This window comes from Aureimonas sp. AU20 (genome assembly GCF_001442755.1).
In the GTDB taxonomy this organism is placed as follows: domain Bacteria; phylum Pseudomonadota; class Alphaproteobacteria; order Rhizobiales; family Rhizobiaceae; genus Aureimonas.
Map to the genome: position 1 here is coordinate 1,966,932 of NZ_CP006367.1, position 25,667 is coordinate 1,992,598.

A 25,667-nucleotide genomic window follows, 5' to 3' on the forward strand; every position below is an offset into this window, starting at 1 on the left:
AGGGTCTTCCATGGTGACGCCGTCCGAGCCGATCGTCCGCCGCAAACTGTCGAGCCAGATCTTCGACCGCCTGAAGACCATGGTGACGGACGGGACGCTGAAGCCCGGCGACGTCATGCCCTCCGAGCGCGAGCTGATGGAGCGCTTCGGCGTGGGGCGGCCGGCGATCCGCGAGGCCATGCAGAGCCTCAGCAATATCGGCCTCATCGCGATCTCGCATGGTGAGCGGGCGCGCGTCCTGCCGCTGACGCCGCGCTCGGTCATCTCGCAGGTGGACATGGCGGCCGAGATCATGCTCTCGACCTCGCCCTCCGCACTCGGCCACCTGAAGGAGGCGCGCATCTTCTTCGAGCGCGGCATCGTGCGTCAAGCCGCCGAGAAGGCCACGCCGGCCGATGTTGCGGCGCTGCGCGCGCTGCTCGACACGCAGGCCGAGGCGTTGGGCATGCCGGAAATTTTCATCGCCGCCGACATGCGCTTCCACACGCGCATCGCCGCGATCTGCGGCAATCCGATCTTCGAGGCGGTGTCGGCCTCCATGCTCGGCTGGTTGAAGGAATATCACACCGAAATGCTGATCTGGACCGGCAAGGAAAACCTCACGCTGGTGGAGCACGAGGAAATCCTGGAGGCCATTTCGCGCAACGACTCGGAGCGCGCCGAGGCCGCCCTGATCCGCCATCTCGAACGATCCCGCGCGCTCTACGTGCATCAGGCGTCCTGACCTTCCAGGGAGGCGTCGAGCGCGACGAGTCGCGCCACAGCATAGGGCGCCAGATGGATGGCGCCGCCTGCGGGGAGGCTCGTGGGCATTTCGCCCGTGGCGCTTTCCGCAAAACTCGCTTCGTCCAGAATCGAAAGGCTCCAGCGCCCGGCCAGACGCGCCGCCTGTGGCTCGCCCGTCAGATTGGCAAGCCAGACGACCGCGCGACCGTCCTCGTCGCGATAAGCGAATCCGTCCACGCGCCCGCGCGCGGCGGAGGTGAGCGTGAGACGCGGAGCGCCCGCGGCCCGGCCCAAGCCGCTCGCGACATGGAAGGGCGGCGCAACCTTGCCGTCTTCCACAAGCAGCCCGCGCGGACCCGCGAAGGAGGCGCCGCACCAGGCTTCCAGACCGCTACCGGCCAGCCGCGCGGCGTAGCCGGCGAGCCAGGCGGCGCCGAACAGGGCGTGGCCGCGCGGGTCGTTCGCGGCCATGGGCACGCGCTGGTTCTCCGGGTTCGGCATGGTGCGCGAGCCATAGGGGTTCTGCCGCATGCCGATCGTCGTCGGGCCGAGCCGGTAGGGCGTGTCGCCGATGAAAGCGCGCGTCGAGCGGGTGATGAAGGGGATGGCCTCCAGCGATTCCATGACGCTGCGATCGTCCGCCGCGTGGACGATCGGGCAGGTGGCGTGGGTGACGAAGTCGAGGCGCTCGACCGGCACGCGCTTGCGGTTCAACTCGGTGAAATAGCTGAACATGCCGCCGCCGAGACGAAGGCCGGGAAAGGCTCGCCGCGCCGCATCGTAGATCGCCTCCAGCGGCGGGCAGTCCGGCCAGCGGCTGCCGGGCGGCGTGGATTGCCGGTCGACGTCGGGACCGACGATCACGGTGTCGAGCCGAAGCCCGGCGGCGCGGATCGCCGCCGTACCCAGCTCCAGCGCCTCCGCGAAATCGCTGTCGGTGGGCACCACGAATTCGAGCGCGCTCTCGGTGCCGGGCAGGGCTTCCGCCAGTGTGGCGAAGCGTCGGAGGCTTTCCGGCCCGTGGCCGGCGCCGGGATCGAAATGGAACAGGAGGAATTGCGGCGCCAGCGCGCGCAGCCGGCCGATCGCCGCCAAGGCCGCCTCGGCCTCGTCCGGCGCGATCGCCACGCCGAAGCGCGGCATCGTCTCGGCGGTGGCTTCGCCGTAGAGGATTTCGATCGGGCCCTCGGGGATTGACACCGGCACCGCATTCTTGCCTGAGAACGTGAGCGTCACCGCCTGACGGTCGGCCGTGCCGCTTTCCATGCGGTAGGGCCAGGGGAGCGCGAGCGGCCGCACATAGGTCTTGTAGGAGGCGTCCGACCAGGCCCGCTGGTCCTCCATCTCGAACGTGTCGCCCTCCATCCGGCAGGTGGCCTGCAGACCGGGAGCGACCTCGTGCGTGATCGCGCGAATGTCCTTGAAGGGCTGCCAGGGCTCGATCAGGTCGGGAAAGCGGCTCCCTTCCACCGACCCATCGACATGCGTGACCTCGGCCGGCGTGCCGGCGACACCTTCGATCGGATGCAGCACGCAGAAGCCGCAGCGATTGGTCTCGAACGCGCCCTCCGGCACCGCCTCGACCTCGAAGGAGAGATGGCCGGTCGCCTCGCCAATGATCGCCGCGCGGATGCGCAGACGCGCGCCGTCGGGCGCTTCGCATTCCGAGGCGAAGCGGACGGTGAAGCGCTCCGCCGTTTCCTCAACGGCGAGATCGGCGATCGGCGGATCGTAGGTGCCCCAGTCGCGGTCCCGCACGACATAGGCGATGGAGCGCAAAACTTCGTGCCCGGCGAAGCGAATGGCGCGAAGCTGGCCCGACACGAGTTCGACGGACAGCGGTCCGGCGCTGAGGCGGCGCGAGGCGGCGGGCGGCTCGGCGGTGCCGTAGAGCTTGAGGCGGTCGCTCATAGGTCTCAGACCGTTGCCGGATCGATGGTCTGGCGGGACGCGGCGCCCTGATAGGCCGCCTCCACCAGCGCCAGCGTCTTTAGATTGTCGCGGCCGGACGTGTCGGGCGCGCGCCCGGCTGCAAGCGCTTCCACCCAGTGCTTCTGGATCAGGAAGACGCTTTCCTGGATATTGTGCCAGGGGCGCTCGGCCCAGCGCAGAAGCTGCGGGGACACATCCTCGTGGCGCGTGCCGTCCGCATCCGTCACGCTGAGGCGATAGCCGGCGTCGAGGCGGATCGTGCCCTCGGTTCCGTCGATTTCCACCAGCGTCTGGGGAAAACGGTCCTCTTCGAGCCGCGTCGCATAGGAACAGTCCACGACCGAATGCATCCCGCTCTCGTGGTCGAGCAGCATGGTGGCGACATCCTCGCCGCGAATGCGTGGGTTGACGCGGGTCGTGCGCGTCGTGATGGCCGCGACATCGCCGAACAGGAAGCGGGCGATGTCGAGCGCGTGGATGCCGAGATCCTCGATGATGAAGCGCTCGCCTTCCGCCAGATAAGGCTGGCCGGAATAGACGTCATAGGCCGAGCGGAACGAAACGCGGCCGAAGAAGGGCGCGCCGATCGTGCCGGCATCGAGAGCCGCGCGCACCGCGAGGATGGGCGACTGCCAGCGGAAATTCTCATGCACCATCAGCGGCACGGTCGCACGCTCGCAGGCCGCGACCATGGCGCGCGCATCATTCATCGTCGGCGCGAAGGGCTTCTGGCAGACCACGGGAATGGCGAGCGAGGCAGCGAGCTCCACCAGCGCGCGGTGGCTCGGCGCGGTGGTGGCGATGTCCACGAAGTCGGGCTTCTCGGCGCGCAGCATCTCGGCCGCGTCGCGGTAGCGCGCCGCGATGCCGAACCGCTCGCCCATGGCCGCGAGGCGCGCCTCGTCCCGGTCGCAGATCGCGACCATCCGCACGCCGGGAAGATCGGCCCAGGCGTTCATCTGATTGACGGCGAAGAAGCCACAGCCGATCAGGGCGCCACGCAGTTCGCTCATTGACTAGATCTCCCAATTCTCAGCGGGGCCCGCCCGAGCCGGAACTCGGGCGGGTTTTGTCTCGGTCAGGTGATGCGGCGGATCGAGGCGGCGAGCTCTTCGGGCTCGAAGACCTTCTTCCAGTCGTCGCGCATCAGCATCGGCTTGCCGAACTCGATCGCCTTGTTGCAGGCGTCGGAGAAGACGCCCGGCGTTTCCTCGAAGATCACGGCACCGAGGACGTTCATGTGGCCGAGCAGAAAGTCGCGCGCGGCCTCCTTCGGCACGCCGCGCCGAACCACCTCGTCCATCGCCTCGCGCATCGCCACCAGCAGGCTGGCGCAGACCGTCTCCGACAGGCCGGGCTCCAGCAGCGCCATCTGCTCGACGGTGACGCGGTGCGAGCGCATGACCGGCGCCCAGATCACCTTGGCCACTTCCTCGCCCAGCGCGTAATGCTCCTCCGGCCCCTGCATCAGGGCCGAGGTGATGTGCTGCTTGGCCGCGATGCCGCCGAAGAAGTCGCGCTTGGCGGCCGGGTCGGTCTCGTCGTTGAAGATCGGCGGATGGCAGGGATGGGTGACGAAATAGGTCAGGTCGGCGCGCTCCGGCAGATGGCCTGCGAAGGGGGCGGCGGCGTCGAGCACCACGACCATCGTGCCGGGCTTCAGCTGTGCGTTGATCCCGCTCGCCACCTTGCCGATCGCCGTATCGGGCACGGCGAGGATCACTACCTCGGCGCCTTCGAGCGCCTGCTCCTGCGGCACGCAGTCGAAGCCGAGGCCCGACTTCAGGCGCTCGCGGCCGGCTTCGCTCAGCTCGACATGCCGCACGTCGAAGCGCGAGCCCTTCAGATTGCTGGCGAGGCGGTAGCCCATCTTTCCGCCGGCTCCGAACAGAGCGATACTTGTCATGCCTTTTCCTTTCACTGCGAAGAGAGAACCTGCCGTCAGCGGCAGAGGGCCGCTTGACGCTGAAGCGCGATGCGCTGCTGCAGGCGTTGCTGGAACTGGTCGACCACGACGGCCGCGATGGACGAAGGCGCCGACGATCTTGTCATGTCCACCCGAAATGGTCGTGCCGCCGAGCACCGTCGCGATGGCGTCAAGCTTGAAGGTCTCGCCCTTGGCGCAGTTTGGCCGCGGCCGCGCCGGACTGAAGAACCTGCTTGAACATGGATCGTCCTCCCGAGACTCTCGACGGCGAGCGATCGGCCGTCTTCGGCTACGCGATCCTCGACTCGAGCGCTGCCTCCCCGCAGCGGTGACGTGACAATGACAATCCTCGGTTTTCTCGTCAACTGGTATAATGAGTTTGCCAGTTGGATGATTGAGGATCAAGCGTCCTGCGGCCAGTTGGCTTGGGTGAAGACGCCGCCGTCGACCCAGAGCGTCTGCCCGGTGACGAAGCCGGCGGCCTCGCTGGCGAAGAACAGGACCGGGCCGGCGATATCCTCGGCCGTGCCGGCGCGGCGCAGCGGAGTGATGCGGCCCCAGCTGGCGGCATAATCTGGCGCTTCCTGAAGCGTGCGCTCGTTGAGGATGGCGCCGGGCGCCACGCAGTTGACGCGAATGCCATGGGGCCCAAGCTCGGCGGCCGAGACCTTGGTCAATTGCTCGATGCCGCCCTTAGAGGCCGTGTAGTCCACCAGCTTGGGGAAGGCGAGCTTGTTGCAGCCCGAGCCGATATTGACGATGGCGCCGCCTTTCCCGGCTGCCACCATCCGCCGAGCGGCGGCCTGCGTGTTGAGGAACGTGCCTTTCAGATTGGTCGCGATGACTCGGTCCCAATCCTCCTCCGCGAGGTCGAGAAGCGAGCTCCAGGTTTGGATGCCGGCATTGTTGACGAGGACGTCGGGTGCCGAGCCGTGCCAGCGCTCCGCCGCATCGAAAAAGGCGTTGACCTCGGCCGATCGCCCCGCGTCGCATTCGAGCCCCAGCGCCCGGGCGCCGATAGCTTCGATCTCGCTGACGAGCGACGCCGACGCCGTTTCGTCCAGCTTGTAGCTGAAGGCGACGGCGTGGCCCGCCTTGGCGAAGGCGACGGCGAGATGCCGCCCGATGCCCGTGTTGCCGCCCGTCACCACCGCCAGCTTGGTCATATCCGCTTCTCCATCTGCTTCTGCGCGGCGCTCTACGCTGCACTGGGCGAAGAGGAAAGACGCCGACGGGTCTGTTCCTCGACCGCCGTCCTGGCTCTGGATTGCCCTCGGTGACAACGGGTCGGGAAGGGACAAGCCTTGCGGAGATCAGCGGACGGTTGCGGGCGGCGCGCCTTGGCAGGTGCTTGGGGCGGCCGAGCGGAGGCGCGGGCATGAGCGGCTATATCCTCGCCATCGACCAGGGCACGACTTCGGCGCGGGCCACCGTCTTCGACGCTGATTTCGGGGTGGTCGGCGTCGGCCAGGAGGAGTTGGAGCAGATTCTGCCGTGTTCCGGCTGGGTGGAGCACGGTCCGGAAGCCATCTGGCGCAGCGTCGTCTCCACCGTAAAGGCTGCGCTGGCCGACGCCTCGCTCTCGGCCCGCGATCTTTCCGCTCTCGGCATCACCAACCAGCGCGAGACGACAGTCCTGTGGAACCGCGACACGGACGAGGCGATCCACAACGCCATCGTCTGGCAGGACTGGCGCACTGCAGAAACCTGCCGCCGCCTCGTGTCCGACGGCGCGGAGGAGATGATCCAGGCGCGAACCGGCCTCGTGATCGATCCCTATTTCGCCGGAACCAAGCTCGCGTGGCTGCTGGATCATGTGGACAGGGCGCGGGCGCTGGCCGAGCGCGGCAAGTTGGCGTTCAGAACCGTGAACAGTTTCCGTCTCTGGCGGCTGACGGGCGGCCGCGTCCACGCCACCGACACGACCAATGCCGCGCGCACCATGCTGTTCGACATCGACCGCAACGCCTGGGACGGAGAGCTTTGCCGGCTTCTGCGCGTGCCGCTGTCGCTTCTGCCTGAGGTGAGGGACTGCGCGGCCGATTCCGACGCGACGGAGGCCAAGCTCTTCGGCGCGCCGATCCCGATCTGCGGCATGGCGGGAGACCAGCACGCCGCGACGCTCGGCAATGCCCGTTTCCAGCCCGGCATGATGAAGTCGACCTACGGCACCGGCTGCTTCGCCGTTCTCGACACGGGCCCTGAGCGCGCGCCTTCGCGCAATCGCTTGCTCTCCACGGTCGCCTATCGGCTGAACGGCCGGACGACCTATGCGCTGGAAGGCTCGATCTTCATCGCCGGGGCGGCGGTGCAATGGCTGCGCGACGGGCTGCGCATAGTGGAGAGAGCGAGCGACACCGGCGCCATGGCGGCGCGTGCGAGCGAGGAGCAGGACGTGTTCCTCGTGCCGGCCTTCACAGGCCTCGGCGCACCCTGGTGGGACGCGGAGGCGCGGGGCGCCATCTACGGCCTCACCGGTAACACGGGGCCGGACGAGTTCGCCCGTGCGGCGCTGGAGGCGGTGTGCTTCCAGACGGCCGACCTGCTTCAGGTCATGCGGGCGGACTGGCCGGGGGCAAGCGAGACGAAACTGCGCGTCGATGGCGGTATGGTGGCGAGCGACTGGACCATGCAGCGCCTCGCCGACATTCTGGACGCGCCGGTGGACCGGCCCGTTGTGCTGGAGACCACGGCGCTGGGGGCCGCGTGGCTCGCCGGCCAGCATTGCGGCGCCTGGCCTGACTAGGCGCGTTTTGCGGAACGCTGGCGCCTCGACCGGACCTTCGAGCCCGGCATGGATGCCGCTCTGCGCGGGCGAAAGCTCTCCGGCTGGCGGCAGGCCGTGCGCCGGACCCTCAGCGACCTGCCGGCACTCGCGACATAGGCATAGGACGGGTCAGGCGAGGTGGTGCTCGTGCCGCTTCGACGAAGCCTGCCAAACCATCTCGGAACCACACGGCCGGCGGCCGATTTGCCTGGAAGGATTCCAGACAAGGGCGCGACGCATGGCTGAAAAGAGCAAGGGACCGGACTTCACCCAGGGGATCGCCTCGTCCGATCTCGCCCCCGGCGCGATGCTGCGCGGCACGGTGGGCGAGGTGGCGGTGATCCTGGTGCGCAGCGAAGCGGGCCTGCGTGCCTTTTCTGCCAAATGCACCCATCTCGGCGCCATGCTCGACACGGGGCTCCTGGCCGGCGGCGAAATCCGCTGTCCCTGGCATCATGCCCGTTTCTCCGCCGACACGGGCGAGGCGGTGGCCGCGCCCGCTCTTGCCCCGCTCTCCTGCTACCTTGTGGAGGAGCGAGAGGGGCGCATTACCGTAGGGGCGCAAACCGACGCGGCGCGGCCTAGGCCGGCGCCCAGCGCGCCGGACCGCATCCTTATTTTGGGCACTGGCGCGGCCGGCTTCGCCTGCGCCCACGAACTCGCCAAGCGCGGCGCCGGGCGCCATGTCACGCTGATTGGCGAGGAAGAGGACGCCCCTTATGACCGGACCTTCTGCTCGAAGCAGTATCTCGCGGGCAAGGAGGAGCGCACCGGCGTCGCCTTCAAGGAAACGGCCTTCCTAACCGAGAGCGGCGTGACCTTGCGCAGCGGCGCGAGTGTCGAGGCGATCGATCCCCTGGACCGGACGATCCGGTTGACCGGAGGCGAGGTGCTGGCCTTCGACGCCTTGGTGATCGCGACCGGCGCGGCGCCGCAGCGGCCGGACACGCCGGGCTTCGATCGAGCGAATGTCCATGTCCTTCGCAGTCTGGCGGATGCCGACGCGATCATCGCGGAGGCCCGCGAGGGCAAGCGGGCGCTGGTGGTCGGCGCCAGCTTCATCGGGCTGGAGGCGGCGGCTTCGTTGCGGGGGCGCGGCGTCGAGGTGGACGTGGTTGCGCCCGGCGAGATTCCGATGCGCAAGGTGCTGGGCGAAGAGGTCGGCCGGATGGTTCGCGGCCTGCACGAGGAAAACGGCGTGCGGTTTCACCAGGGCAAGGTCCGCTCCTTCGATGGATCGGCGGCCGTGCTGGAGGATGGGACGAGACTTCCGGCCGACTTCCTCGTGCTCGGCCTCGGCGTTTCGCCCAGTGTGGATCTGGCGAGGGAGGCCGGGCTCGAACTCGCGGCGCGCGAGCAGGGCGGCGGCATTCTCGTGGATGCCCGGTTGGAAACCTCCTATCCCGGCATCTTCGCGGCTGGCGATGTCGCGAACCTTCGTCGCCCGACGGGCGATGGACGCCAGCGGATCGAGCATTGGGTCCATGCCGAGCGGCAGGGCCAGCATGTCGCCCGCGTCCTCTCGGGAGAGGGCGAGCGCTTCGAGGACGTGCCCTTCTTCTGGAGCGCTCATTACGGCACGAGCCTTCGCTATGTCGGCCATGCCGATGCAATCGCCCAAGCCGAGATGGACGGTTCGGCAGAGCAGCGTGATTTCGCGCTTCGAATCCGCGACGAGACGGGCGGGGAGGCGCTGGTCACCTCCAAGCGCGACAAGGCGGCGCTGGAGACCGAAGCGGAGTGGGAGCGATAGGGCGAAGGGCATGCGCTATCCCGTGACGCCGGACGGGCGCTATTTCGTGGTGCGCGGACGGCTCTGGCGCATGTCGAACCCCAACCTTTCGGAGGCCGAGCGAGAGGACGGGGTAAAGCGCCTCATGGCGGCGAGGCGCGCCGTCGGAGCCGCCAAGCGCACTGGGGACGACGCGGCCCTACGCGCGGCGCGCGGCACCGTGGATGAAGCCAAGCGCGATCTCGGCGAACGCGGCCTCGTCTGGTGGACGGACGGGGCAGCGGATTTCAGCCAGCGGATGGTGCGCTCGACACCCTATGCCGATTGGTTCACCGCACTCGACGACGCGGAGCGCGAGGCCGGCGACAGGCCGGCCGCCCGCTCGTGACGGCGCCCTCACTCGCTGGGGGCGCGATCGGCATGGACATTTCCCCGAATTACTCCGACAAATCATCTCTGGGGGTGGGGTAAAACAGAATCGTGCTTCGCCCGAGCCCCTAGAGCAATGCGCCGGATTGTGCTGCACTTGCCTTCGGAGGCATTGCGTCGGGGAAGGGCGTGGTGGGAACAGGGGAGACGCGACGCTGGTCATCGACATCGTACCCGTGAGGCGCACGCCCGCACGGCAATCCCTGCGTCTGCACGGCTCGATCGCGCAGGAGATCGGCACGGCCATCCTGACCGGGCGCTACGAGCCGAACGAACTCCTGCCGAATGAAGTCACCTTCTCCGAGCAGTTGCAGGTGTCGCGCACCGCCTACCGGGAAGCCGTTCGCATTCTCGCCGCCAAAGGCTTGGTTCACAGCCGCCCCAAGGCGGGAACCCGCGTCAGCCCGCGTAACACATGGCACTTCCTGGACCCCGACGTCCTGCGCTGGATCTTCGAGAGCGGCGCGCCCGACCCGACCTTCCTTCGCGAGCTTTTCGAGCTGCGTCAGATCGTTGAGCCCGCGGCGGCGGCGCTCGCCGCAGAGCGCCGCACGCCCGAGCAGATCGCGGAACTGCGCCGCGCGCTGGAGGGGATGGAGCGGCACGGCTTAGCCGTGGAAGAGGGGCGCAACGCCGATCGGTTGTTCCACGAGCTGATTCTCGGAGCGACCGGCAACGAAGCCTTGGGCACGCTGGCCAGCGGTATCGCCTCGGCGGTTCGGTGGACCACGATTTTCAAGGCGCGCGACGGACAGATGCCGCGCGATCCTCTGCCCGAGCATCTCGCCGTGTTTCTGGCCATCGAGAAGGGCGATCCCGAACTGGCCCGTAGCACCATGGCCGAGCTCGTCGGCCTCGCGCTCAACGATATCAGCGCCCTCGGCGACTGACGCCGCGAATCAGACATTGGAGCGCTGAAAGTCCGGCTAGGTTTTCCTGGCGCGCGACCGAACGGAACGTCGGGAGAACAGGCGTCCGGGCGCGCTTGAGCGGGGCTGGATTGCGTGAGCTTCCTGCAACACCGCACCTTCAAATCCTGGCCTACCCAGCGCCCGACCACGGCCGGAGGTTGAGCATGTCAGCGCTTTGCGTTTCGATAGTAAGGCACGAAATCCAATCAGGCGGATGGGGACGCTGCAAGCGATCCGCCGGATGGAGACCAAAGGAATGCCGGGGGCTTTCGAATGACGATCCGTAGTCTTGTTTTCGCGGCCAGCGTGAGTCTGCCGGCTTTGTCCGCCGCTCATGCGGCCGATGCCGTGGTCGTGCCACAGGCCGAGCCTGCCGATTACGTTCGGGTCTGCGACGTCTATGGGGCCGGCTTCCATTACATTCCCGGAACGGAAACCTGCTTCAATCTCGGCGGCTATCTCCGCTTCGATACGATCGTTGCCGGCTCTCCCGCGACGAATCTCGAAGGTGACGACTACCAGGTCAACACGGCCCTGCGCACGCGCCTGAATTTCGACATTCGCGAGGAAACCGAACTCGGCACCTTGCGCGCCTTCGTGCGGCTTCAGAACACGAACCGCTCCGGCTCGGCCAACGACGTCGCCATGGACCAGGGCTTCGTCCAGCTTGGCGGCTTGCTCGCGGGTTACCGCGATTCGATGTGGTCCTCCGACATCGGCGGCATCGAAGACGGTCTTTTGACCGACACCGATCTCGTGGTGGGCGATTTCAACACCAACCAGATCTCCTACACCTACGCGATGGGCAACTTCTCGGCCACCGTCGGCCTGGAAGACGATGCGACGGGCGACGCGGTGCCGGATATCCATGCCAAGCTGGTCTATTCCGGTAGCTGGGGCGGGGCCTTCCTATCGGCGGTCTATGACGAGACCTTCAACGAGGAAGACGCGATTTCCGCGATCGGCGCCGAGCCCTTCGACTACCAGGGATCGCAGTTCTACCCGATCTTCCTTCCCCGCCTGCCGACGCGTCTGCAGGACGGCAACAACGACGCCTTCGCCCTGAAGGGCGGCGTGCTCCTGAAGAACCTGATCGCGCCGGACTCTTCGCTCAAGATCGAAGGGCACTACGCCTTCGACCCGACCGTCTATGCCTCGATCGCCGGTCTCGCCACGACGCGCACCTTCTCGGAAAACAACCCGACCGTCCTGAACCCAGAGCCGGGTTCCGTTCCGATCTTCCTGGAATATGCCGTGGGCGCCGGCTACGCGCAGAAGTTCGGCAATCTGGGTCTGGCGGTCGCTGGCCAGTTCGGCCGCACCTTCGACACCGGCTTCTTCGGGCAGCTTCCCAACGGACAGTTCGGCACCTTCGACAGCCGGGGCGATTACTACGCGCTGGTCGGCAATCTCGGCTACCAGATCACCCCGAAATTCGCCACGCTCGCCGAAGTCTCCTATCGTAATGTCGACTTTGACCGGGTCGGCGACGTCGATCAGACCAGCGGCTTCCTTCGCTTCCAGCGCGATTTCTGATCTCGCCGGCGATCCGTTCTCGAACGAAAACGGGCGCCTCCTTTCGGGGCGCCCGTTCTTGTGTTGGGGATTGGATTAGGCCTGACGCTTCAGACCCAGCGAGGTGATGCGACGGGCCGAGGCTTCGCCGGGCAGGCGCACCAGCGTCGAACGCTGGAAGCCATCCGCCTCGCCGGCAATCTCCGCGCGATCAATGCGCGCCGGCTTCGAAGCGGCGGTCTGCGTGGCACGCGGTGCGGACGCGTCGTTCGACAGCTTGAAGCGCCCGGCTTCGTCCGCCAACCGTCCGGCTTCCGCCGAAAGCTGCTCAGCGGTGGCCGCCATCTCGTTCGCCGCACCGGCGTTCGACTGCGTCACCTGATCCAGCTGGCCGATCGCCTGGTTGATCTGCTCGATGCCGATCGACTGCTCCCGGCACGCCGCTGAAATCTCCGACACCAGCTCTGCCGTCTTGCGAATGTCCGGAACCAATCGCTCCAGCCGCGCCCCGGCGTCCTCCGCCACGACCAGCGTGCGGCTCGACAACTCGCCGATCTCAGCCGCCGCCGCCTGGGAACGTTCAGCGAGCTTGCGCACTTCGGAGGCGACCACCGCAAACCCCTTGCCATGCTGGCCGGCACGGGCCGCCTCGATCGCGGCGTTCAGCGCCAAGAGATCGGTCTGGCGGGCGATCTCCTGCACCACGGCGATCTTCTCGGCAATGGCGCGCATGGCCTCGGTGGACTGCGCCACCGCCGCGCCCGTGGTGCCGGCATGCTCGGCGGCCTGGGCGGCGATCTTCTCGGTGGTGGAGGCGTTGTCGGCGTTCTGGCGGATGTTGGCGGTCATCTCCTCGATCGCGGCGGACGCCTGCTCGGAGGCGGCGGCCTGTTCCGTCGAGCCCGACGACAGGCGGTCGGCGGTCTCGGCCGACAGGCTGGACCCCGCCGTCACTTGCGACGAGGCGGTGCGGATGTTGGTGACGATCGACGTCAGGTTGCGGCTCATCGTGGAAGCGGCATTCTGAAGGTCGCCGATCTCGTCCCGGCTGCGCACCGGCTCGAGCGGTTCGCTGAGATTGCCGTCTGCAATGCGCCCGAAGGCGGTCTGGAGCGAGCGGAGCGGGCGGAACAACATGCTGCTGACGAGGAAAATGAGAACGCCGGCCACGCCCGCGATGACGAGGTTGGTGATCACCATGGACTGGACCGTGCTCGAAATGCCGGCGAGATACGCCGTGCGATCGAGCCCAACCATGAGCAGGCCGATTGTCTGGCCCGACGCATCCTTCAGAGGATCATAGGCGACGTAATAGGGCTTCCCCAGAATGGCCGCTTCGCCCCGGAAGGGCTGGCCGCCGGCGAGCGCCGTGGTGGCGGCCGCGGCCGAGGTCAGCTTGGTGCCGTTTGCGCGCGAGCCGTCCTCGTTGCGCAGGCTGGTGCTGACCCGGGTGTCGCCCTGGAAGAGCGTCGCGGCTCCGCCGAGGAGGCCGCTGATCTCGTCGACGATCTCCGTATCGCCGTTGAGAAGCTTCGATCCGAGATAGAGTTGCCCGTTCTCGATTCGGAAGGTCGCGCCCTCGGGATTGAGAATGCGCCAGGCGACCTTGTCGTTCGACGCGAGGCGAGTGGATGCTTTGTGCGAAGCATCCTCCACGGCGGAGCTATAGGCTTGCCAAATGTTGGTGACGGAAGCCACCGTCAGCGCTGCAAGAGCAAGTGCGACGACCTTGGCGCGAATGGAAATCCGAAGCTTTTGACTCGACATGTCACCCTCATCACCCCGCCGGATGAGCGTCTCGTTTGCGGGGGTCCCTTTTCGATGACGGGATAAGACATCAGACTTCGTTTGGTGCCCAACTACCGGGCGCTCTGCCCGAAAAAACGCGCCCTATGCTGAAGCATCCCTAAACACTCTTCGAGAGGGTCTGCCGACAAGGGCTTCGACACGCCGGCGCGGCAAACCCACGTCGTCGGGAGCATTTGCCGCTTCCATTCGTTCCCCCGCCGAGCGAAACGGCGAAGGGCGGATCATGGGGCTAAATCGAAGGGAGTTCGTCGCGGCGGGACTGACGATGGCCGGCGGCCTCATGCTGGCCCGCTCGGCCTGGGCTCAGGGTGCCGCCGCACCGAGCGACGGAGATATGTCCGGCCTCCTTCGCCCCGGCGCCCGGCTCGAAACGCTCTACGAGGGTGGTCGTTGGTGCGAAGGGCCGTGCTGGCTTCCTCACCGAAACGGCCTCGTGTTCAGCGACGTGCGCGCCAATCGCATGAATCTTTTGGGCGGCCCGGGTGAGATATCGCCTTATCGCGACCCGTCCAACAACGCCAATGGCAACGTGCTCGACGCCGAAGGGCGCCTCGTCACCTGCGAGCATCGCAACCGCCGCGTGGTGCGCAAGGAGGCGGACGGCACGCTGACCGTCCTGGCGGACGCGTTCGACGGCAAGCGCCTGAACTCTCCCAACGACGCGACCCTCGCCCCCGACGGCGCGATCTGGTTCACCGATCCCGTCTACGGCATTCGCCAGCCCGACGAGGGCATCATGGCCGAGCCCGAGCAGACGGCGCGCCGGGTCTATCGCATCGCCCCCGATGGGCGGCTGGAGGCGCGCACCGACCGGCTCGACCAGCCCAACGGACTCGCCTTTTCCCCTGATGGCGCCACGCTCTATGTTTCCGAAAGCGGCGCGGCTTTGAACCCGGAGGGGCCGAGCGGCATCTGGGCCTTCGCGGTGGCGGCGGACGGGAGCCTGGACGAAGGCCGCCTCTTCGCCGCGATTTCGCCCGGCGTTCCCGATGGACTGGAGGTCAGCGAGGCCGGACATGTCTTCGCGGCCTGCCAGGATGGGGTGCGAGTCTTCGGCCCGGACGGGCGAAGGATCGGCCGCATTCCGACGGCAACCGCCAGTTCCAACATTGCCTTCGGCGGCGCCGACGGCAAGCGCCTGTTCATCACCGCCGGGAAGGCCGTCCACGCGATCGATCTCGCCGTTGCCGGCCTGCGCTTCGGCCGCGGCTGACACACTTCCCCATCATTCCCTGATCCGCAGGAGTTCGTGACATGGCGCCATCCCGCCGACAATTTCTCGCCCACAGCGCCGGCCTCGGCGCTTCGCTCGTTCTGGGCGGCCCGGCCTTATCGCAGGAGACGGGCTCACCGCTTTGGGTTACCGGCGAGGCTCGGGGCGAGGGGAGCACGGCTCGTGGTGTCGGCGATATGGAATTGGCATTCCTCGCAAACGCGCCCTCCACGCCGACGGGCCTTGCCATCTCGCCGGGCGGCCGGGTCTTCGTCATGATACCGCGTTTCGACGCGAAGGTGCCCTATACGCTGGGCGAGGTGGCGCCCGACGGTTCGGTGACGCCCTTTCCCGATGCCGCGACCAACGCGGTTGACCCCGACGCGCCGCAGCGATCGCTCATGCATGTTCCCAACGGCGTCTTCGATACGGCCGGCCATCTCTGGGTGCTCGATGCCGGGTTGCCGGAAGGCAAGGGGCCGCCGGTGCCGGGCGGTGCCAAGCTGGTTCAGTTCGACATCGAGACCAAGCGGGCCCTTCGCACCATTCCGCTCGAACCGGGCATTGCTCCGACCTCCTCTCTCAACGATCTACGCGTCGATACGCAAGGCGGCAGGGCTCGCGCCTTCATCTCCGACCAGGGGCAGGACGGGGAAGGGGCGATCCTGGCTGTGGATCTCGAAACCGAGCGCGTCGTGCGGCGCCTGGCCGGCCATGCCAGCACGCAGTCGCAGAAGGGCTTGGCGAAGTTCGTGGAGCACCGCCCGGTGGTGCTCGATTCGGGGAAGGGGCCGGCACGTGCCGTACAAGGCGGCGCGAACGGCATCGCCCTCGGGCCGGATGGCAAGCGTCTCTATTATGCGCCGCTGATCGGGCGCCATCTCTACGCCGTGGATGCGTCGGCGCTTCTTGACCCGGCCCGCAGCGATGCGGAGATCGCCGCGATGGTGGACGATCTCGGCGAGAAGGGCATGACCGGCGGGCTCGGCGCCGATGCAATGGACCGGGTCTATCTGACGCTGCAGGAGCAGAACGCCGTCGGATGCCACCATCCCGACGGGCGGATCGAGGTGATCGCCTCCGACCCCCGCCTTGTCTGGGCCGATACGATCGTGATCACCTCCGACAAATGGCTCTACGTTTCGGCCGCGCAGGTGAACCGCCGCCCCGAATACAACAAGGGCGAAGATCGGCAGAAGCCGCCCTATGCCGTGTTGCGCGTGCGCATCGACGCTGGGCCGGCTTGAGGGGGGCGAGCAAGCCCGGCGCGGATGGACGCTGCAGCGGCTTAAGGCTTGCGGGGCGCTGGAGGCGACGCCCCGCTTCACAGGATTTGCGTCTTGACCCCTTGATCCAAAGTCTCGCTTCCGTTAGTCGGAGCGTATTGGAGAGGTGGCCGAGTGGTCGAAGGCGCTCCCCTGCTAAGGGAGTATACCAGAAATGGTATCGTGGGTTCGAATCCCATCCTCTCCGCCATGATCGGCCGATAGCTTTCCCGCTTCGACTGTTTCCCCGATTTCCCGCAACGATTATCTTGGCCCACGCGTATCGTTTGGTCCGTGCCGATGATGGGCATGCACTCGAGTGGCGCGCCGTCCAGTTCGGCATCTCACCCAAAATGCTGCATTGCGGTAAATCTTGGATTGTCGCACGATCCATTTTGGCGCGCGAGATTGCCGGTTTGTTTGTTCTGTCGTTCTTCGACGTCCCTCAGTAGGTCGGATGTCCTGGACTCTTGGCAAACAGGATGCGTTCGCCATTCCTGCAACACAATCGTCGTTGCATCGAGACGGACGTGTCACTTCCTGCGAAAACAATCAAATTGAACGTAATTCCGTCAGGTCTTGAATTTACAGTGCGGCGAGACGCGTTCTTTACCAATGAAGACAGGCGGGAAGCCTTGAGATCAGCGACCTGTGATTGTCTGGCATTAGGGATAGGACGCGGAAAAAGAGAATCGCCATTGCGCAATGCAACAGCAGAAGGCATTGTATTTTCGAATATGTGATTGTTTTTGCGGCGGGCAGTGTCGCGTCTTGAACTGGCGAAACGATTGGACGCGAGTTTCGGGCCGGTGCCCATCCTGCCGCTACGGCCGGTCGGCTTTCCCACGAAGCGGCGTTCCGCTATTCCAGCCGAAAGCGGCGACGCGTGTTCGGAGCGGGGCATTCCCCGCTCCGTTGCAGCGCGCTGAGCTGAGGCGGCTTGGATCGCACGCTGGCGTGGGGCCGGGAACGGTCGCTTGGAAATCTGAGGAGTCGACGGGTGAAGGTTGCGATCGTCCATTACTGGCTCGTGACGATGCGGGGCGGGGAGAAGGTTCTCGAAGAGCTCTGCAAGCTCTACCCGCAGGCGGACATCTTCACGCTCGTGCTGGACGAGGGGACCTTGTCTCCCATCCTGCGCAAGCACAAGATCACCACGTCCTTTCTCCAGAGCATCCCCGGCAGTCGCAAGCACTACCAGAAGCTTCTGCCACTCATGCCCTTCGCGCTGGAGCAGCTCGACGTCACGGACTACGATCTGGTGATCTCCAGCGAGTCCGGGCCGGCCAAGGGGATCGTGACGCGCCCCGACGCCCTGCACATCTGCTACTGCCACTCGCCGATGCGCTACATCTGGGATCATTACCACGTGTATCGCCGCGAGCTGGGTCTGGCGTCGCGCTTCGTCTTCTCACTCGTGGCGCCTCTCCTGCGCATGTGGGACGTGACCACGGCGGCGCGTGTCGATGCCTTCGTCTCCAACTCCATGCATGTCTCGCGTCGGATCGCGCGCGTATACGGCCGCCTGTCGACGGTGATCTACCCGCCCGTCGCGGTTGAGGATTTCGAGCCCGCGAACAAGATCGAGGACTATTATCTCTGCGCCGGGCAGATCGTCACCTACAAGCGCGTGGACCTCGCCGTGCAGGCCTTCACCAGGATGGGCAAGCCCCTGGTGGTGATCGGCGACGGGCCGCATCTGGAGCCCTTGCGGCGCGTGGCCGGCCCGAGCGTGAAGTTCCTTGGCCGCTGCGATTTTGCGACCTTGAAGCATCACCTCAGCCACTGCCGCGCCCTCGTGTTTCCGGGCGAGGAGGATTTCGGCATCCTGCCCGTCGAGGCCATGGCCAGCGGGCGTCCGGTGATCGCCTATGGTGCCGGCGGCGCGCTGGAAAGCATGGGGGACGAAGGCGCGGGCGTCTTCTTCACCGACCAGTCGGTGGACGGGTTGGTGGATGCGGTGCGTCGCTTCGAGGCGCGGTTCGACGAATTCGACCCCTCGCGCATCCGAAAAAGGGCGCAGCGCTTTTCTTCGGCGCGTTTTCGCCGCGAAATGTCGGCATTCGTCGAAGCCGAGTTGGCGCGCAAGAGAAACACGTTCCGCCAGCCGGAATGGAACGAGATCGAAGCGCACGAAGACTCTTCGAACACGCTCGTGCTCACGCATGACGAGCGGGTTTGAGACGGATCGGCTTCGGGTGTTGGAGATCGAAAGATGGAAATGAAGTTCCCGACGCCGGGTGGAGCACCCACCCAAGAAGGTCGGCCGGGACATTTGCGGGACGAGCTGTATCGCCTGATCGGCTTCGTCCGGCGGCAGGCCCTGCTGGTTGCGATCGGCGCGGGCCTCGCGGCCCTGCTCGCCGCGCTGATCCTGTTCAACACCGTGCCGACCTACCGCTCGCAGATCCGGCTTCTGTTCTCCGAGCCGCCGAACTTCCTGCAGAACGAGCGGGAGCGCGACGCGCTGACGCAGGCCGACGAATATATCGCGACGCAGATGGCGCTGATCGAATCGCGCTCCATCGCCAATCGTGTCGCAAAGGACCTGAAGCTGACCGACCGCCTGGACGAGTTGAGCCAGCGCCATGGAATTGTCAGCTCCATCCGCTCGCTCTTTGCCGGTAGCGACGCGGAACCCGCCGATCCGAGCGTGCCCGACACGGCCGAAGAGCGCGCCATCAGCTATCTCCAGAACAATCTGACCGTTTTCCGAGTGGCGCGAAGCTACGTCATCGAGATCGGCTTCGATTCCCCCGACCCCGTCCTGTCCCGCGAAGTCGCGGACGCCTATGGCAGCGCCTTCCTGGCCGATCAGGTGGCAGGGCGGCTCGACGGGCTCAATCGCATCAGCAACTGGCTGGAAGTCCGAATCGAGGAGATCGGTCGCGGCTCGCGTCAGGCGGCCGAGGCAGTGGCGCGCTTTCGCGCCGAGAACGGGCTTGTGGCGGCTGACGGACGCCTTGTCACGGATCAGCAGCTCGAGGGCTTGAACCAGCAGCTCATCAATGCGCGCGCTAGCGTTTCGGCCGCCCAGGCGCAGGTCGAAATCTATTCCGCCGCGATGAAGGACGGCAATATCGAGACGCTGATCGGCCTGCGCCAGCGAGCCAACGGCTCCAACACGCCGGCCAACGGCGACATCGCCAGCGACTATCTCCTTGCCGCCGAGCGCGAGCGGGCGGTGGTAGCGCGCTGGGGCGCCGAGAACGAGCAGGCGCGCGCCATCACCGCCGAAAAGCAGCGGCTGGCGAACCAAGTGCGCGCGGAAGCGCAGCGCACGCTCGACGCCTATCAGTCGGAACTCGCCCGCGCGCAGTCCGAACTCGCCGCCATCAACACCAATCTGGAAGCGGCCGCGACCAAGAGCGAAGGCGTCGGCTCCACCATGGTAACGCTTCGCACGCTGGAGCAGCGCGCGCAGTCCTTCCAGTCGCTCTACCAGAACTATCTCGGCCGGTATCAGGAACTGATCCAACAGCGCTCGCTGCCGATCGACACCGCGCGCATCATCACGACGGCGGTGCAGCCGGATTCGCCGCTCTTCCCCAAATACAAGATCGTCATGGCCCTCTCGCTCATCCTGGGCGGGGCGATGGGGGCGGTGGTGGGCGTCGGCCGCGAGTTCTTCGACCGGTCGCTGCGCAGCCGCGCCGACATCGAGGCGCATGGCGTCCCGTTCCTGGGCTACATTCCCGCACGCGGCTCGCTGCGTCGCCTCGGCTCCGCCGGGCGGTTCTCCGAGCTTTCGGATCGCGTGGCCGAGGCGCGGCACCGGTGGCTTGGACAGCGCACCCCGTCTTCGGCGAAGAAGGCCGACCGTATTCTCAACGGCACGCTGCAGCGCGTGTTGCTGGCGACCGACGCGATGCGTCTGGAGCCGATGGTGATCGCGATCTCGCCCGTCGACGGGGATCGTGCGGAACAGCAATCCTTCATCGCCCGCGCCTATGCCGAACAGCTTGCTGCCCTCGGTCATGAGGTTCTTCTGATCGCCAAGACGGGAGAGCGCACGACGGCCGGCGGCGAATCCAGCGCTCTCATGCGCCGGGGCGTCGGCACTTCCGTCGCGCCAGAGGCGGGGCCGCAGAACCCGACCGTGGTTCAGGCGGGCAACCTGCCGATGTTCAGCCAATCCACCAACCGCAACGGCGTCCAGGCGCTGGGCTCGGGCGTCGCGGGCCTGTCGGGCCGCTTCGACCGCGTCGTGATCGAAGGCGCGTCGCTGGACCAGCCCTTGAACATCTCCGCGCTGATCTCTTCGATCGACCGCTTCGTTCTGGTGGCGCGCTGGGGCGCGGTGCCGCGTCAGTCTCTGGGCGAGGCCGTTCGCGCCATCCATGGGCTGCGCGCCAAATGCGCCGGCGTGATCCTGGACGAGGCGGAGGTCGGCAAGATCAACTGATCTCGCCCGTTTCAAGGCTCAATCCAAAGCCCGCGTGTTGCGAGACACGCGGGCTTTTTCGTGCGGGGTGTTCTTTTGGATAGAGCCTTTCGAGGCGTTTGCGAAAGGCTGCGTTCAGCAGCGTCTTGAGACGGCGACCCAAATAGAAACGCCCCGGCAAGTCGGCTTGCCGGGGCGTCGGGAAGTTGGGTTCAATGCCTGGCCGCCTTGCAGAGAGGGTCCGGGCGAACGGGCAAAACCCTTACCGGAAGAACGTCTCGCGCACCTGCTGCGAGAACATCTCGCGCTCGCCGGAGACGAAGTCGCGATAAGGCGCCTGGGCTGCGAAATGCGTGTCGAAATCCCCGAACACCTCGCCCACCAGCTTGCCGAAGCGCTGCTCGAGCGAAGGGTCGATGGCCAGCTTGTACTGGTCCTGCAGGGGCATGTCCTCGGCGAAGGCCGCCGAGCCGCGGCGTCCCGCGATCACCACCGTGCCGAGCGAGGCCGCCTCGCGCGGCAGGCGATCCTTGCCGGGATGCTCGCCGAAATCGATGTAGATCTTGGCGCGGGAGAAGGCGTCCTCCACCTCGGCCTTGGTCATGTTGATGATAGGCTTGAAGGTCAGCCCGGGATGGGCGTGCTGCAGCCGCTCGGTGATCGGCAGGCCCTTTTTGGGATTGTAGAGGATGATATCCTCGCGCGCCGGTCCGCCCGACTGCGGCGGCACCACGGACAGATAATCCGACAGGATGCCGCCCGACACGCCCCAGCGCTCCAGGCAATTGCGGGCATAGTGGGACTGGAAGAGATGGCGCGTGCCCGACAGGGTCTGCGCCTTGACGAGCGAGCGCTTGTAGGTGTTGGCGGCGATCCGCTTCGCGCCCGAACGCTGCGACAGGAAAAAGTCGAAGCTCAGCCACCAGATGAAGCGCTCGGCCTTGCTAAAGAGCGGGAACTGGCGAACCATCGTCTCGGGACCGACGAGACAGTCGTTCTTGCCGAGCTTCAGTTCCTTCATCGGCGGCGTGTCGTAGACGCGGTAGCGCTCGGGGACGGGCGCTTCCGGGTCGGGCACATAGTGGATATAGGCGTCGCCGCCCTGGCGCCGGATTTCGTGCACCAGCTGGTGAAGCAGTTCCGGGCCGCCCGTTTGAACGCCGGACGGCGCAAGAACCGCGATCTTGCCATAGGCGCAGGTGGTCATTCAGAAGCTCCGGGACGAGGGGTCGAGACAGAAGGCTTGGAAATCATCGTGCCGGCGGAGCCGGCGCGGCGGTGGTCGCCGTGTGGGCGTCCTTGGGCGTGATGGCGTCGACCGGCAGCCGGCAAACGCCGATCAGAAAATCCTTCAACAGCACGTTGCGGCCAAAGCCGGTCTCGCCGGCATAGGCTCTTTCGGCCTGAAGCCGGCGGAAGGTGGAAAGACGGTCGCCCAAGCGCGGCGCGCGGTAGATCCGGTCGCGATCGGCGTAGAGACGCGCCAAGCGGTCCCAGTACTGCGCAGCCGCATGGGCGTGCGAACGGATTGAGACGTCCTGCGCCGCGCTTTCCACCTCCCGCAGGAGGGCGGCGCGATGGGCGGCGATCGTGTGGTGCATCGCCATGATCTCGGCGGAGGCCACGAGCTTGCCGCGCAGGCGCAGCAGGAGGCCCTTGCGCAGGCCCCCATAGGCGTTCTTGCCATGCTGGCGGTAGCGCACGAGGCGAGCGGGCAGCGCCACGGTGGAGCCGAAGCTGTCGCCTAGGAAATGCGCCCAGCGGTCATGAGACAGGGGCGAGCCGACCGCGTGATTGTCGAGCCCACGTCGCTCGGACGGGATGAGATCGAGCAGATAGCGGCGGAACACCTGGGTCAGGCCGAAATACACGTCCCACGGGGGCAGCGAGAGGGAGGGACGCAGCTCGAACTGGGATATGCCCTGGTCGAACGTGCCGATCTCCCGCGACTCGCCGTCGATCAGCGAGGCGGCGTGAACGCAGAGAACGGCATTGTGCCGCTCCATCTCGTCGATGCAGGTCTTGAGCTTTTCCGGCAGCCACTCGTCGTCCTGATCGCAGAAGGCGACATAGTCGCCCCGGCACAGCTTGGTGGCGGAGAGGAAGTTCTCGCCATAGCCGAGCCGGGTCTGGTTCTGCTTGATGCGGACCTCGAAGGGCGCGGAGGCGGCGAAATCGCGCACGATGTCGAGCGTCTTATCGCTCGACCCGTCGTCCGCGACGATCAGCTCCATCGGCGTCAGCGTCTGCGCGCGCAGGCTCTCCAACTGGGCGCCGATATATCGAGCGCCGTTGTAGGTCGCCATCACGATCGAAACCGATGCCATCGAAGCGTCTCCGCGCGCCGCCGAACTCACGCCGCGCTGGCCGGCGCGAGCTGCTTCTCGAACAGGGCCAGGGCGCGGCCGCAGGCCTGGTCCATGTTGTAATAGGCATAGTCGCCGAGGCGCCCGGCGAACCAGACCTTGCCCGCCAGATCCCGCGCCATCTGCTGATAGGGCTGGAGCGCCTGCGAAGTGCCTTCGGTCGGGATGGGATAATAGGGCTCGTTGGTGCCCGGCACATAGGCTTCCGGGTATTCCTCGACCAGCACCGAGCCTTCGCCCTTCTGGCCGGTCAGATGCTTGAACTCGGTGATGCGCGTGAAGCCGAACTCGTTGGGGTAGTTCACCGTGCCGACGGCCTGGGCAAAACGCTCTTCCGATTCCACCAGACGGAAGCGCAGGCTGCGATAGGGCAGGGCGCCGTGCTCGTAGCGGAAATACTCGTCGATCGGCCCGGTGAAGACGGTCTTGGCATCGGGATAGGAAGCGCGCACGTCGTCATACTCCGTGCCGAGCGAAACGGTGATGTTGGGATGGTCGAGAATGCGCTTGAACATGGCGGTGTAGCCGTCCACCGGCATCGCCTGGAACCGGTCCTGAAAGTAGCGGTCGTCGCGGCTGACATGAATCGGCACGCGGGCGCTGACGGAGGGCGCCAGATCCTCCGGCTTCAAGCCCCATTGCTTGAACGTGTAGTTCTCGAAGACGCGGGAATAGACATAGTCGGCAAGGAAGGTCAGTTCCGGGTTGCCGTCCTGGCGCATCTTCAGGATCGGAACCTTAGTGCCGTAGCCATAGGCGTCGATCAGCGATTCGCTGAGGCGCTCCGCCATCTTGGCGGGGAAAAGGTCGACCAGCGTGTTCAAGTTGAACGGGATCGGCGTGTAGCGCCCGTCCACATGAGCCAGCACGTGGTGGAAATACGGCCGCCATTCCGTGAAGCGCGACAGATAGGTCCAGATCGCCTCGCTATTCGTATGGAAGATGTGGGGCCCATACTTGTGGACGAGAACGCCGTAGGCACCGGGGTAGTCATAGGCGTTGCCGGCAATGTGGTCGCGCCGGTCGATCACCAGAACCTTCTGGTCCAGGACGGAGGCGATCCGCTCGGCTAGGACCGCGCCGGTAAAACCCGCACCGACGATGACCCATTTGGGCTTGCTCAAGGATAGCATCTGTCCGCTCATATCGCTTCGATGGTGCAAGGCAACATCGTGGTTACTGTAAGTCAAGCAAGGATTATTTTTATTCCTGGTAAACAGGAAGACGAAACACTTCAGGCTGGTGAAATGCCGCCTCGATCGACCTGATTGTAGGAAAGGGAGTGCGTGCCGAGCGACGACATGTATGGCTCGGTGCGCGGCCGCCCGACGGCCAGCATCATGCCCAGCGTCATCGCCGTGATCGGCCCGAAATCGGGGCTCGTGCCGATCAGGATGCCGATCAGAAAGGTGGGCAGAAGCGCCCAGCGGCCAGAAGTGAGAAGCGCCGCGCCTTGCTTGTCCCCCAGGGGGCGCCGGCGCAGGTAGCAGCAGATCACGAAGGCCGCGAACAGGAAGGCGCCGAGATAGCCTGTGTTGCTGGCGAGCGCGACCCAGAAGTTGGAGGCGCGCGCGCTGCCGACGCCGATCCCCAAGCCCCAGGACGAGCCGAGCGCCTCCCAGGCCGTGCGCGTCCACATGCTGCGCTCCTCGAAGGAACTCGAGGTCGTCTTCGACACGAGAATGTCGTCGAGAACGAAGCCGATGCGATCGATCAGCGCCGGCTGAAACAGGACCAGCGCGACGACCACCACGACCGCCAGAAGCGCCACGATCGCCTCCACCGTCAGGTGGTCCATCGTGCCCGGATCGAAGCGCACCAGCCGCCAGAGCCATTCCAGCCCCACCGCGCCCATGAAGATGCCGAGCCCGGCATAGGCCGCCGAGGACGAGGACAGGACGGCGAAGACGGCGAGAATGGCGCAGGCCGGCAGCGCCAGGACCCGAAGCGGGTCGCCCGGCGAAAAGGCGCGGCGCGCGAAGAACAGGAGCGCCAGAAGCACGACGCAGGTGCTGCCGAAGGCCGAGGCCTCTGGCATCAGGCCGACGACGCGCCGCGCCCCGAGCACCTCGGCGTCCACCAGCAGCGCATAAGTCGCGGTGCGGAAGGCATCGAGCAGCGCATCCAGCGGAACGAAGCTGTTGGCGAAATCGAGAATGCCGGTGCCGATCGTGACCAGGCAGCCCATCAGGATGGCGCGCGGTAGAAGCGAGCGGCTGCGCGCGTCGCGAAGGCCGACCGAGACCGTCAGCGCCGTCACGATCGAGATCGTGAGATAGGCGAGCTGCGAGACGTTCTGCGTGCTGGGATAAAGCGGGGCGAGCGGCCCCTCGATGGCGCGGACCGGGACCACTAGGATTTCGCCCGCGAAAAGGCGTGGCATGATCAGAGTGGTCAGGATGCAGACGAGAAGAAACAGGAATAGGAAGGCCTGCGACCGGGGCCGCAGCATGAGATGGAGCAGGAAGCCGGTCTGCCCGGGCGCCATCAGGATGCGCAGGGACAGAAGCGCCGCGACGATCGGCAAGGGCGTGAAGGTCAGCCCCGCCGTCAGCGCCGGTGGAACGGCGGCAAGCGAGCCGAAGGGGATGGCGCAGAAGAACAGGGTGACCAGTGCCGGCACCCCGCGAACGAAGGCGATCGAGACGAGAAGCCAGAAGACGAGAAGAACGAGGGCCGCCATCGAACGCC

Annotated in this window: 19 protein-coding genes, 1 tRNA gene and 1 pseudogene; 11 read left to right on the forward strand and 10 right to left on the reverse strand. The window is 66.3% G+C overall.

Annotated features, from left to right (window positions below; genetic code table 11):
- Nucleotides 1-10: 10 nt before the first annotated feature.
- On the forward strand, nt 11-724 hold the full coding sequence (locus M673_RS08655; protein ID WP_061975372.1) for a transcriptional regulator NanR: 714 nt from the start codon (nt 11-13) through the stop codon (nt 722-724).
- Here M673_RS08655 and apnL read toward each other — a convergent pair.
- From apnL to M673_RS08675, 4 genes are all read right to left on the reverse strand, one after another.
- Entirely contained in the window at nt 712-2,637 is a 1,926-nt protein-coding gene (apnL, locus tag M673_RS08660) for a D-apionate lactonase (protein ID WP_061975374.1), read from the reverse strand. The genes M673_RS08655 and apnL overlap by 13 nt on opposite strands.
- 5 nt (nt 2,638-2,642) lie before the next feature.
- Nucleotides 2,643-3,671, reverse strand: coding sequence for a Gfo/Idh/MocA family protein (locus tag M673_RS08665; RefSeq protein WP_061975376.1), 1,029 nt, complete (start codon nt 3,669-3,671; stop codon nt 2,643-2,645).
- Between the two features lie 65 nt (nt 3,672-3,736).
- The gene (locus tag M673_RS08670; protein ID WP_061975378.1) at nt 3,737-4,564 is read right to left on the reverse strand and encodes a phosphogluconate dehydrogenase C-terminal domain-containing protein; all 828 of its coding nucleotides are present in this window, start codon (nt 4,562-4,564) and stop codon (nt 3,737-3,739) included.
- 422 nt (nt 4,565-4,986) lie between these two features.
- Nucleotides 4,987-5,751: an SDR family NAD(P)-dependent oxidoreductase gene (locus M673_RS08675; protein WP_061975380.1), complete on the reverse strand. Its 765-nt coding sequence runs from the start codon at nt 5,749-5,751 to the stop codon at nt 4,987-4,989.
- Between the two features lie 212 nt (nt 5,752-5,963).
- On the opposite strand from M673_RS08675, the pseudogene glpK reads away from it, so the two are divergent.
- The 5 genes and pseudogenes from glpK to M673_RS08700 all read left to right on the forward strand — a co-directional run bounded on the left by glpK (nt 5,964) and on the right by M673_RS08700 (nt 11,960).
- Nucleotides 5,964-7,469: pseudogene (gene glpK, locus M673_RS08680) on the forward strand (glycerol kinase GlpK).
- A 121-nt stretch (nt 7,470-7,590) separates the two neighbouring features.
- A complete protein-coding gene (locus M673_RS08685; RefSeq protein ID WP_061975382.1) occupies nt 7,591-9,105 on the forward strand; it encodes an FAD-dependent oxidoreductase in 1,515 nt (504 codons plus the stop codon).
- Between the two features lie 10 nt (nt 9,106-9,115).
- On the forward strand, nt 9,116-9,472 hold the full coding sequence (locus M673_RS08690) for a hypothetical protein (protein WP_061975384.1): 357 nt from the start codon (nt 9,116-9,118) through the stop codon (nt 9,470-9,472).
- Between the two features lie 217 nt (nt 9,473-9,689).
- Nucleotides 9,690-10,403: a FadR/GntR family transcriptional regulator gene (locus M673_RS08695; RefSeq protein WP_244493048.1), complete on the forward strand. Its 714-nt coding sequence runs from the start codon at nt 9,690-9,692 to the stop codon at nt 10,401-10,403.
- 294 nt (nt 10,404-10,697) lie between these two features.
- Entirely contained in the window at nt 10,698-11,960 is a 1,263-nt protein-coding gene (locus tag M673_RS08700) for a porin (RefSeq protein ID WP_061975386.1), read from the forward strand.
- 75 nt (nt 11,961-12,035) lie between these two features.
- Here M673_RS08700 and M673_RS08705 read toward each other — a convergent pair whose 3' ends face one another.
- Nucleotides 12,036-13,706 (reverse strand): methyl-accepting chemotaxis protein, encoded by a 1,671-nt coding sequence (locus M673_RS08705; protein ID WP_061975388.1) that lies wholly within the window; start codon nt 13,704-13,706, stop codon nt 12,036-12,038.
- Between the two features lie 265 nt (nt 13,707-13,971).
- Here M673_RS08705 and M673_RS08710 point away from each other — a divergent pair, with 265 nt between their 5' ends.
- The 3 genes from M673_RS08710 (at nt 13,972) to M673_RS08720 (ending at nt 16,437) form a co-directional block, all read left to right on the forward strand.
- Nucleotides 13,972-14,961: an SMP-30/gluconolactonase/LRE family protein gene (locus M673_RS08710; protein WP_061975390.1), complete on the forward strand. Its 990-nt coding sequence runs from the start codon at nt 13,972-13,974 to the stop codon at nt 14,959-14,961.
- A gap of 41 nt (nt 14,962-15,002) precedes the next feature.
- The gene (locus tag M673_RS08715; protein WP_061975391.1) at nt 15,003-16,208 is read left to right on the forward strand and encodes an SMP-30/gluconolactonase/LRE family protein; all 1,206 of its coding nucleotides are present in this window, start codon (nt 15,003-15,005) and stop codon (nt 16,206-16,208) included.
- A gap of 139 nt (nt 16,209-16,347) precedes the next feature.
- Nucleotides 16,348-16,437: transfer RNA gene (locus M673_RS08720), tRNA-Ser, on the forward strand.
- Nucleotides 16,438-16,671: 234 nt separating this feature from the next.
- On the opposite strand, the gene M673_RS24145 is transcribed toward M673_RS08720, so the two are convergent.
- Nucleotides 16,672-17,130, reverse strand: a complete 459-nt coding sequence (locus M673_RS24145; RefSeq protein WP_148640002.1) for a hypothetical protein — start codon at nt 17,128-17,130, stop codon at nt 16,672-16,674.
- Nucleotides 17,131-17,226: 96 nt separating this feature from the next.
- On the opposite strand from M673_RS24145, the gene M673_RS08725 reads away from it, so the two are divergent.
- Nucleotides 17,227-18,408: a glycosyltransferase gene (locus tag M673_RS08725; protein ID WP_148640003.1), complete on the forward strand. Its 1,182-nt coding sequence runs from the start codon at nt 17,227-17,229 to the stop codon at nt 18,406-18,408.
- Between the two features lie 93 nt (nt 18,409-18,501).
- On the forward strand, nt 18,502-20,631 hold the full coding sequence (locus tag M673_RS08730; RefSeq protein ID WP_061975393.1) for an exopolysaccharide transport family protein: 2,130 nt from the start codon (nt 18,502-18,504) through the stop codon (nt 20,629-20,631).
- A 241-nt stretch (nt 20,632-20,872) separates the two neighbouring features.
- On the opposite strand, the gene M673_RS08735 is transcribed toward M673_RS08730, so the two are convergent.
- From M673_RS08735 to M673_RS08750, 4 genes are all read right to left on the reverse strand, one after another.
- The gene (locus M673_RS08735; RefSeq protein WP_061975395.1) at nt 20,873-21,817 is read right to left on the reverse strand and encodes a hypothetical protein; all 945 of its coding nucleotides are present in this window, start codon (nt 21,815-21,817) and stop codon (nt 20,873-20,875) included.
- A gap of 43 nt (nt 21,818-21,860) precedes the next feature.
- Nucleotides 21,861-22,937, reverse strand: coding sequence for a glycosyltransferase (locus M673_RS08740; RefSeq protein WP_061975397.1), 1,077 nt, complete (start codon nt 22,935-22,937; stop codon nt 21,861-21,863).
- A 26-nt stretch (nt 22,938-22,963) separates the two neighbouring features.
- The gene (glf, locus tag M673_RS08745; protein ID WP_244493044.1) at nt 22,964-24,100 is read right to left on the reverse strand and encodes a UDP-galactopyranose mutase; all 1,137 of its coding nucleotides are present in this window, start codon (nt 24,098-24,100) and stop codon (nt 22,964-22,966) included.
- 110 nt (nt 24,101-24,210) lie between these two features.
- Complete coding sequence (locus tag M673_RS08750) at nt 24,211-25,659, reverse strand: hypothetical protein (RefSeq protein ID WP_061975399.1); 1,449 nt, start codon at nt 25,657-25,659, stop codon at nt 24,211-24,213.
- Between the last annotated feature and the right edge of the window lie 8 nt (nt 25,660-25,667).